The 9,359-nt window shown below is 44.9% G+C and carries 8 protein-coding genes; 1 reads left to right on the top strand and 7 read right to left on the bottom strand.

Features of this window, described 5'->3' with window-relative positions; all coding sequences use genetic code 11:
- Positions 1 to 58 precede the first annotated feature (58 nt).
- The 7 genes from J2T19_RS08240 to J2T19_RS08210 form a co-directional block, all read right to left on the bottom strand.
- Positions 59 to 379, bottom strand: a complete 321-nt coding sequence (locus tag J2T19_RS08240; RefSeq protein ID WP_307214565.1) for a transposase — start codon at positions 377 to 379, stop codon at positions 59 to 61.
- 193 nt (positions 380 to 572) lie between these two features.
- Entirely contained in the window at positions 573 to 1,487 is a 915-nt protein-coding gene (locus J2T19_RS08235; RefSeq protein ID WP_307214563.1) for a phosphotransferase, read from the bottom strand.
- Between the two features lie 276 nt (positions 1,488 to 1,763).
- Positions 1,764 to 2,939: a rhamnogalacturonan acetylesterase gene (locus tag J2T19_RS08230; protein WP_307214561.1), complete on the bottom strand. Its 1,176-nt coding sequence runs from the start codon at positions 2,937 to 2,939 to the stop codon at positions 1,764 to 1,766.
- A 69-nt stretch (positions 2,940 to 3,008) separates the two neighbouring features.
- On the bottom strand, positions 3,009 to 4,034 hold the full coding sequence (locus J2T19_RS08225; protein WP_503128756.1) for a dienelactone hydrolase family protein: 1,026 nt from the start codon (positions 4,032 to 4,034) through the stop codon (positions 3,009 to 3,011).
- 110 nt (positions 4,035 to 4,144) lie between these two features.
- The gene (locus J2T19_RS08220; protein WP_307214559.1) at positions 4,145 to 6,319 is read right to left on the bottom strand and encodes an MMPL family transporter; all 2,175 of its coding nucleotides are present in this window, start codon (positions 6,317 to 6,319) and stop codon (positions 4,145 to 4,147) included.
- Between the two features lie 223 nt (positions 6,320 to 6,542).
- Positions 6,543 to 7,163, bottom strand: coding sequence for a flavin reductase family protein (locus J2T19_RS08215; protein ID WP_307214557.1), 621 nt, complete (start codon positions 7,161 to 7,163; stop codon positions 6,543 to 6,545).
- 166 nt (positions 7,164 to 7,329) lie between these two features.
- On the bottom strand, positions 7,330 to 8,325 hold the full coding sequence (locus J2T19_RS08210; protein WP_307214555.1) for an ABC transporter substrate-binding protein: 996 nt from the start codon (positions 8,323 to 8,325) through the stop codon (positions 7,330 to 7,332).
- A gap of 229 nt (positions 8,326 to 8,554) precedes the next feature.
- Between J2T19_RS08210 and J2T19_RS08205 the strand changes: the two genes are divergently transcribed.
- A complete protein-coding gene (locus J2T19_RS08205; RefSeq protein ID WP_307214553.1) occupies positions 8,555 to 9,313 on the top strand; it encodes a hypothetical protein in 759 nt (252 codons plus the stop codon).
- Positions 9,314 to 9,359 lie beyond the last annotated feature (46 nt).

Here is a 9,359-nt window from a genome sequence, read left to right as displayed (position 1 = left end):
CGTGTAATGCCATGCACGGAGCGTAGTTCATCTAGGATATCGTAGTTCTCCCGCTGACTCAGCGCTTCTCCTTTACTAGATTTGGATACCGCTTTTTTAAATAATCGACCTGCGCTTGAAGATAATCTCGTTCTTCCTCTACGCTGTCAAAGCTTGTACGAGGACGTCCCTTCATTGGATTTAGAGAACTATTTTTTCGCTCATCAAACGCTTCCCCGTTTTTCCACTTTTTCACCCACACCTTTAGTTGTGAACAATTTCGGATTCCTTCTCGTTCAGCGACCACCTTGTAACTCGAAGACCCTTCGACATACGATCTAACTGCATTCAATTTGAATTCTTCGGTATACGTCTGAAATGTTTGTCCTTTTTTCGCCATAAAAAAATATCCCCTCCAAGTCTCACTTGAACCCTCATGATAACATGAAGGTTTTTTTAAGTGTCTACTTAAAGGGGATAATACCAATGATGCAGGTCTTTTTATGTAGTATTTACTTTATTCAAGTCATTTGGGTCACCATTCGTATCATGGTTATCCAAGTATCCCTGACGTATCTTTTTTATTTCTTAATCTAATCCGACAGTGCCCGCATGATGTTGGATTTCGCCTCTACCGCAATCGCTTCATTCCCGTCATCGATCGCTTGCATTAAGATCAGTATGGGGATGTATACCGCGATCAGCCGTGCCAGCAGCTTCGTTTCCTCGTCCGCTCCTCCGTACGTTTCAAAAAACACGCCGCGAGCGTAAGGTGGTAAAAAGCTATAAGCAACGCTCAAATCGCAAGCCGGATGGCCTACGCTCAGATCGCCCCAATCAATGATGCCGGAAACGATCCCGTTCTCATTCACAAGCATATTTTTGAAATGAAGATCGCCATGTAGCAGTGCATTCACCGCCTCGACACGATCCTTTTGCAGGCTGCTAATATACGCTTCGATCACGTCGAACTCCTCCGGCGACAAGTGTTCGACCACCTTCGTTAGAAAATCCTCCATTTTCACTTTACGCGATGCTATGTCCGTCAAGTTTCGATGATCTTGCGGAACTCCACACTTCAGCGCCGCCTGCACCGGAAACTCATGCAATCTCCGCAAAAATCTCGCCAGCGTCTCTGCCGATAAAGCTCGGCGTTCTTCCGTCAAACCGATAGGGAAATCCCCTGGCATGTAGGCATAGCCAAGAAACGGTGCCGGGTATTCGTCACTTGCTTCACCAAAAAACAACGGTTTCGGATAGGGGATGGTCATATATGTCTCCAGCTTCGGCAACAGCTTCCCTTCCATACGAATCGAGCCAACTGCAATCCTTCTTCTTGGAAACCGGAACACGTACTCGTCACCGATAAGAAAAACCGTATTGTCCCAGCCCCAGCCCAATCGCTTCACTTGTTTCGATGACAGCTGAGGGAATTGTCTGCCGATCAGTATTCGCGCCTGCTCTTCGTTAACCTCCCACTCTGCATCCCATACATTCGATCCTCCCATGAATTGTCTGCCTCCTCGTTAGTTACGTTATTTAGATGTTTACATTCCTTGAAAGTTACGCGTAACTGCTCCTTAGCTTAACAAGAATAAGCAGAAAGCCCAAGTTTGGTGTTCGTGTCGGTCACAGTAAACGGCACAATTTGATCGCTCGAACTGGAAGTGCCACTTAGAAATAGAAACGACGCTTGTTTACTACATTATGTAGAATAAAGCGCCGTGTCTTTTATTTAATTAATCGTTTTCCATGGGAGTGTCCATCTGAGACTTTAACTTAACCTAGAAGCCATTCATTCCTTGTCTTTTCAGATCATTCACCAAAATGCGTGCTAGCTCTGATGCCCCTTGGCGATTAGGGTGCAAGCTGTCTCCAGTCATATAGAGTGCCAGCGTTGCTTGAGGACCAATGGAGGTGAAGTAGGCTGAACTTAGTTTGTTAAGCTCTACGAGTGTTACGTTCTCTTCTTGAGCCAGTGCTCGTGTAGCTTGGTTATACCACCGATTCTCAGCACTATGCACGTTAGCTGAATTAAAGTCGGTGGCTCTTCCTTGCGGAGTAGATAAAATAACCGTAGCTCCCTTGTTCTTGGCTTGCACCACCATATCCCGCATGATCTCCTTAAATTGCGCTTCCGTCGTATTGTTCTTCGCATTGGTATCATTGATCCCGAGTTGCAGGATGAAGTAATCCCCTGGTTTGATGTACTTCAGAATCGCTTCCATCTGTCCATCGTCACGAAATCCTCGTGCGATTTGCCCTCCAGAAGCCATGTTACGCACCTGGAACGTATTATTATTGACGTAGGAAGGCAATAACTGCCCCCATCCACCCTGGACGCTACTGCTCAAGGGATAATAGTTAGCTACCGTTGAATCGCCACCAATATAAATGGTACGTTTCGTTATCGCCTGATCTGAGATTTTCCGTATTTCAAGTGCACTCAGCGTAAATGCAGTGCCTGCCTTGCCTTCCGTTACGAGCAAATTAAGCTGACCGTCTGTCACAGGTATTTGGAATCGATCCGTGGCTCCATTGCCCGTCATGTTTATCAGTTGATAAACACCTTCCGCAGCAACACTCGCTCGTGCTGTATTGCCTAGGGTTACCTTTACCTCATAGAGACCATTGCTCAGATCCACATTGAATGTATTGGTGCTCTTCGTGCCGTATGTGAGAAACTGTACTGCATCTTTTGCAACCCCTGTACCTGATGCTGACACGTTGCGCATCTGTGACGGGGTATTGAAGCCATACCCTCTTGTAGATGTATACGCATCCGAGGCAGATACGCCAATGTAACCGTTCTCAACCGTACCCGCACCAAAGTCGAATTTGTATTCATTACCTGCCGAATGTGCAACTGTTCTCTCGCTTGATCCGAACCCAGTAGCTAACACCCCAGCAAGCAAAGTAACACTCAACAGAACTCTTACTGTTCTTGACCATCTGTTCATTGAATATCTCCTCCTAGGCATATTAGATTTCATCTGCATCACAAGCTAACACACTCTTTGAAGTAGCTCTTACAAAAATCTCTCTAACCAGTCATAGGCTATGGCACCACTTATCTCATGTCCACCTGCAAAAAAATCTGCATCCAGCAGCTCAGCTGCTCCTTGTTGCTCGTAAATCTCGGTTAACCGAGCATAAGCTTCTTTCGCAGAGGATAGTGGAAATACCTGATCATCACTGCCTGCTTCAATAAATAAGGGTCTCGGTACCATCAAACCGATGATATCTGGTAATTCTGACTCTAACAAAATTCCTGGAATGTAATTATCCAAACAATGATTGCGATCTAATATGCTGCCCTGAAACGTACTCGCATACCCACTCACAACCGCCGCACGGCATCTTTGATCCAGTGCAGCTGTAAAAGCCGTCACAAGCCCTCCGCCCGAAATACCCATCATTCCGATCCGCTCCGAATCAACGTCAGCTCTCTCGGATAAATAATCGAACACTCGCATCATCTCGTAGACCCGATGTCCCGCCAGCGTCTCTCCAACCATCAACAGGTGAGCAGCAATCTTCGTACATGAGCTTACGCCAGGCGCTGCGTCCCGATCTTCCTCTAATCTACGATCACCAAAACCAAGCAATTCTGGAACGGCCACGATATACCCGCGCTTCACAAGAGATAATGCAAAATCCTTGTGTAATCCCGGATCACCTGCGCGCGGAGTGCCGTCCGGCTCCATTCCAGTCACTTCTCGGCTGCCGTACCCATGGCCATGGCAAGCAATGACTGCTGGTCGAATACTGTTTTCAGAGGAAGCATCCCTTTCGGAGGGAAATAACATGTATATAGGCATACGTAACCCCTCATACGTTGTGATCTCAACTCGCTCACGAATGTATCCGTCGCATACGGTATGCTCCAGTCGTACAGCGTTTAATGCAGATGCGATATCTGGAAACCCACCCAGTCTTTCTTTTATCCTCAATCTTAGCTGACTACTCCACTGCTCTAGCGAATCACCAGGCTGATATGTTGAACGTCCCTGCTGGCTTGTTCGCTCTTTCAAATAAGATTCAATCGTAGACATTTCCGAATACTCCCTCCCACACTCAGCTAATCATTCTTGCCTACATTATAAATCACAATGCTAGCTTGTGAGTTGAACATTATTGTTACTTTATCGCCAATTCAAGCTATTTATAACTTATTTGTTTGACCAGGAAGCCACCAATTCCATCTGCCCATCAGTTTCATTAATGCAGGAACAAGCAATAGACGAATGATCGTTACATCAATTAGAACTGCAGCCGTGATCCCAATTCCAAGTTGCTTCACTCCCGCTACATCGCCAAAAGCAAACGGAATGGTCACCGCAAGCAAAATGGCTGCTGCTGACGTAATCAGTCGTCCTGTTGATAAAAGTCCCTCCTGCACAGCCAAGTCGCTGTCTCCTGTTCGTCGATAGGCTTCCTGAATACGCGTCAGCATAAATACACCATAATCCATGGATATACCAAATACTAAGCCAGCAATAAAAACAGGAATCATGATGGCAACGGGCGAAGGCTCCATGCCCCAATGTCCTTCGTTAAATATCATGACTAGAATGCCGAAGGAAGCTACCAGGCTAAGTATATTCATTACAATCGCTTTGATAGGAATAATTAATGATCGGAAAGCAACAAGCATAACTAAATAGTTCGATACCACGACAAAAACAATCACCTTAGGAAGCTTATCCATAATCTCTTTCATAATTTCGTACTGGTCAATCGCTTCTCCACCATAATGGATTGGCACCCCCTGCTTCACACTAGATACAGCATCATGTCGATACATCCGTTCAATCCAGGTCGCAATCTGATCTGAACCGGGTTCTCCCTTCACGGTTACCTTCATCCGAATCGCATGATCCGAGACATAGCCCAGCTCCGCCAAGGTTGAAACTGAATTCACCATACTAGGGTTGATCTGCTTCCACGGTGAATCAATATCAACAACATCCGGATCTTGTCGAAGCTCCTGAAGTTTATACAAGGCAGTATTCCAGTGGTTTTTACTTAATAGCTGATCCGTACCACCAATGACAAGATCTACCGAAGAGACCTCTCGCTGCCCAAATACACTCTGCACCTTTTCACTCGCTTGCCGTGACTCCGTCTGAATGGGTAAGGATGTTGCATCTGGAACTGCCATGTCTAGTTTAGAAACGGGTAAAACACACAGCAACAAGGCCGCTGTTCCAAGAATAACCATCCGAATGGGTCGCTTCATGACGATCCCTGACCATCGACGCCACATACCATTCCCTTGATTCGAGAGATGAGATGACGAGATGTTGATATGTTTAAAAATATGTCTAGCATATAACGAGAGAATCGCAGGTAATAACGTTATATTAAGAAGTACAGCGACGATTAAAACGGTTATCGCTCCAAAAGAAACACTCATGAACATAGGTAAACGAATCCAGAGTAGACCAAGTAAGCCGAGAAATACACAAGCAGCAGAAAATAACACAGCTCTACCCGCCGTTTGCATGGTTCGTTGAAGGACTTCAGCATATAGCGTGGATACTGTAGAACTCCCATCTCGAACCTTACTTAACTCTTCTCTATATCTACTTAGGATAATGAGAGCAAAATCAATGCTTAGCGCCATACCCACCATTGGAATGACATTGATAATGAAGTTAGACAATTCCACCTGATGACCCATAAGAGCCGTTGCTCCCATGGCGATTACTACACTGGAAATCCCCATCATGACTGCGATCAGAGCAACATTCCATCCTCTGAAGGCAAACCACAGAATCATTAGGGCTAGTGGCACACCAACCACTTCAGCATGCTCCAGGTCACGAAAGCTCAAACGGTTCACGTCCTGCTGTACGACCGGCTTGCCGGTCAATTGCACAGTTCCCGGGTTATCTTCGGTTAACACGGAGCGCAATTGTTGAATGACATCTTTTATCTGATGAGTTGGAGTATTCAGATCCAGCAACGCGTAAGCTAAATCTTCACGCAGCATGAGTGACCCGCGTGGTTCAAGCGGAGAGATGATCGCATGGACGCCCGGAACTTGCCGTGCCTTTTCTAAATGGACTTCAATCCATGCTCGGAACTCAGTAAGTTGTGTTTTTTCTTTCTTCTCAAATACAACCACGACCGGGTCAACCGGGATATTGAATTGCTCCTGCAACATAAGCTCAACCTGATGAGCATCCCCATGCATCAGCTTCAATCCATGATCTTCAACGACACCGGGTAATTTCATTGCCCAAGTGACAGACATCCCAATAATAATAAGCCAGCACCATATAATGAACCGGGGATAACGGCTCACAAGCATAGTTAGGCTGCGATACCCCATACCCATGCTCCTCTAATATCAAATTGGAAACCTATTTTGACAGAAGTCTGTTCCGCAAGCTCGAAGCATATATGACAGAATATAGTACAAGTCTATTCGGATCAAAATCTCTTTATGTTTAGCAAACAACGAAAAGCGGGCATCATGTACATTTGCACATGATGCCCGCCTAATTGGTATATATATCACTTAACCTTATGTCTTCTTAAATGCATTTCCCATACTACAGAGGTCGTATTACGGTAAAGCGTTCCCCAAGCTTGGCATAATCATTGCCTGCAAGTCGACTGACCGGTTTCAGTTGATCCATCAATAGGTACTTTGTGGTTGGATCATACACGTTTTCGCTGAAATGATATTGCACAATCCGTACTAATATGAGATCGCTGACAGGTTCACCCTCATCATTAGAGATGGGGATATGCTGATACAATGTACATTCCATTCGAATAAGCGCCTCTTGTATACCTGGTACAGCGACCACAGTACTTGGCACAGTCGTAAGGTTTGTACGGTCAAGTTCACTTTCATGTGGCTCCAGCATTGCTGCCGTTTCATTCATATCGCTTACAATCGCTTCATCACAGATATGTACAACCAGTTCTTTACCAGACAAAATATTGCGAGCAGTATCTTTCATCACACCAGCCTTGCGTCCAATTGAAATCGACAACAATGGGGGATCTGAACTGACTACATTGAAAAAACTAAACGGCGCAGCGTTCACAATTCCCTCTTCCTGCGATAATGTCGTAACAAATGCGATTGGCCGCGGCACAACCGAGCCACTCATAAATTTATAATTGTCTTTAGCCGTTAATTGCTGTGGATCTAATGTATACATGCTGTCATCGCCTCTCCTTTATATCTATCGTTTATTTAAAATATCTTCATATATTCTGCTCCGTTATTATATAACGCGCGATATAAGAATAACAAAAACTCTTTGGCATCTTCATGCCAAAGAGTCTGGTTAGGCTAGCAACACCTAGCCGTAGTATACTTTGTTTTTATTTAACAATGCTATTTTGAATGTCTTCCATAATTTGCGTGTTAGCCTGAACTCCGCTGTACAACCAGCTACTTTCACGAGTAAATTCGAACAGATTACCGTTCTTCACTGCAGGTATGTTCTGCCATACCGGATCTTTCAAGGCTTCTGCCCCTGTACCCACATCACTGTTGACAAAGAACAGATAATCAACATCCATAGTCGCAAGCTTCTCCAAGGAAATAGCTGACCAGTTGCCTGTTGCTGTAGCTGATATTTCCTTTACAACCTCAGGCTTAGCTAGTCCAAGCTCATTGTACATCACTTCTCCACTGGATACGTTATCGCTCACCATAAAGAATTTCCCGTTGACTAACCAAATAGCCGCAGCTGACTTGGTTCCACCTGTAACGGTGTTAATTTTCTCCTTAACCTCTTTTACCTTGAGATCGTAATTGTCCAGAACTTGTTGTGCCTCGTCATTCTTATTCAGAATTTCGCCGATTTTTAGCAACGTCTTACGCCAGTCTTTATAAACTTCTTCACCCAGTACAAAGGTAGGCGCAATTTTGTTGTATTGGTCATACTTCTCACCTTCAACCATGTCCTGAGTACCAATGATGATCAGATCGGGACTGAAGCTGACTACAGCTTCAAAGGGAAGATCAGATGCAATAGGTGGAATCCCCTCTAAGTCCTTTTGTAAATATTGTTGAACCCCTTTAGTTACAGACCATTGAGCTACTGGCTTAACACCAAGCGTAACTAAATGATCCTCTAGATAAGAAGCGATAATACGCTCTGGATTAGCAGGAATTTGGACTTCGTGGCCCATCGCGTCTGTCATGGTACGTTCTGTCGGTGCTTCTGTCTGCGTCTCAGACTCCGCTGCTGTATTCTCACCTGTCGTTGACGGCTGTTCTTCTGCAGACTTCGCTCCGCAAGCTGCCAACCAGATGGACATGACCATCACCGTAATCAATAGCATGATCTTTTTTTTGTTTTTGTTAAACACGAAAATATCCCCTTTCAATATGTACCTCTCTAAAACTTGAATACCCCGGAACATCCGACCTTCCTAAACATCAGCACATATTATACATACGTAACGATCCACCGACAATGATAATCGTTATCAACATAGAAGTCAACATCGTTAAAGTCGTTGGCAACATTTTGAATCATAAGATTAATCAACTTCATAACTCACTAAAAGGGAATAAATGTAACGAGGTATAGACAAAATGAATCGTTTTGATTTATATGTCGTTTGGATTGAAGCAGCTAAAGATATGATGAAATGGATTCAGATTATGTTAAATTTCACATCCTTCATCACCTATAGGCGGATGCCTTCATATGCTGATTTCAGACTAAGCAGACAGGAAGGATGTTCGATCATGAGTTACTCATATAACACGTATTCCGCCTATGAGGAGAATCGCTCATTTCAATTTCCGCCCATTTTCCCGGGAGGCACCCCAGGTGGAATTCCAGGCCAACCGATTCCTGGAATCCCCGGCGGTTCCGGGGGCTTACCTCCCTTTTTCCCAGGTGGGGGCACAGGTGGTCAACCACCATACTTTCCAGGAGGAGTTCCTGGTACAGCGCCAGGTGTTCCTGCCCAACTTGCACAAGGCAATCTGCCCACTTTACTGAGCGCGTACCCTCGGCCAGTAGGTCAACCTCCAGCAGAGATGGTTTTCTTATACAATTTAATTAAAAGCAGTCCCGGTCTACTTCCACTATTTATTCAGCAGCAGCCACAGAGCTTGACCCAAGCTGTGCAATTTGCGCAATCAGGTGTATCGGCACCTCGGAACAACGAAGAGCGCGTGCTGAACCGGTTCTGTTACAACCGTTGGTCTCTCGTGTTCACTTACAATGATGTCTATCTAATGTGGCCTGCCATTAACCTGTTCGGATTCGTGGTTGGTTACTTCTATCCATTCCAGACTCCAGGTATATTATTGAATACACAAATTTTGTTCTCTCTCTGTTAGGACGTTTCTCAAACTTTCTGAACATTTGCTTCTTACGGGGTTATAC

Source organism: Paenibacillus tundrae (assembly GCF_030812775.1).
Classification (GTDB): Bacteria; Bacillota; Bacilli; order Paenibacillales; family Paenibacillaceae; genus Paenibacillus; species Paenibacillus tundrae_A.
Note: the sequence above shows the minus strand (reverse complement) of the source record. Positions and strands in the feature narration are given on the sequence as shown.

What these genes read in the sequence shown, in the direction of transcription:
- J2T19_RS08240 (WP_307214565.1), bottom strand. Translation starts at nt 379, where the DNA reads ATGGCGAAAAAAGGACAAACATTTCAGACGTATACCGAAGAATTCAAA.
- J2T19_RS08235 (WP_307214563.1), bottom strand. Translation starts at nt 1,487, where the DNA reads ATGGGAGGATCGAATGTATGGGATGCAGAGTGGGAGGTTAACGAAGAG.
- J2T19_RS08230 (WP_307214561.1), bottom strand. Translation starts at nt 2,939, where the DNA reads ATGAACAGATGGTCAAGAACAGTAAGAGTTCTGTTGAGTGTTACTTTG.
- J2T19_RS08225 (WP_503128756.1), bottom strand. Translation starts at nt 4,034, where the DNA reads ATGTCTACGATTGAATCTTATTTGAAAGAGCGAACAAGCCAGCAGGGA.
- J2T19_RS08220 (WP_307214559.1), bottom strand. Translation starts at nt 6,319, where the DNA reads ATGGGGTATCGCAGCCTAACTATGCTTGTGAGCCGTTATCCCCGGTTC.
- J2T19_RS08215 (WP_307214557.1), bottom strand. Translation starts at nt 7,163, where the DNA reads ATGTATACATTAGATCCACAGCAATTAACGGCTAAAGACAATTATAAA.
- J2T19_RS08205 (WP_307214553.1), top strand. Translation starts at nt 8,555, where the DNA reads ATGAATCGTTTTGATTTATATGTCGTTTGGATTGAAGCAGCTAAAGAT.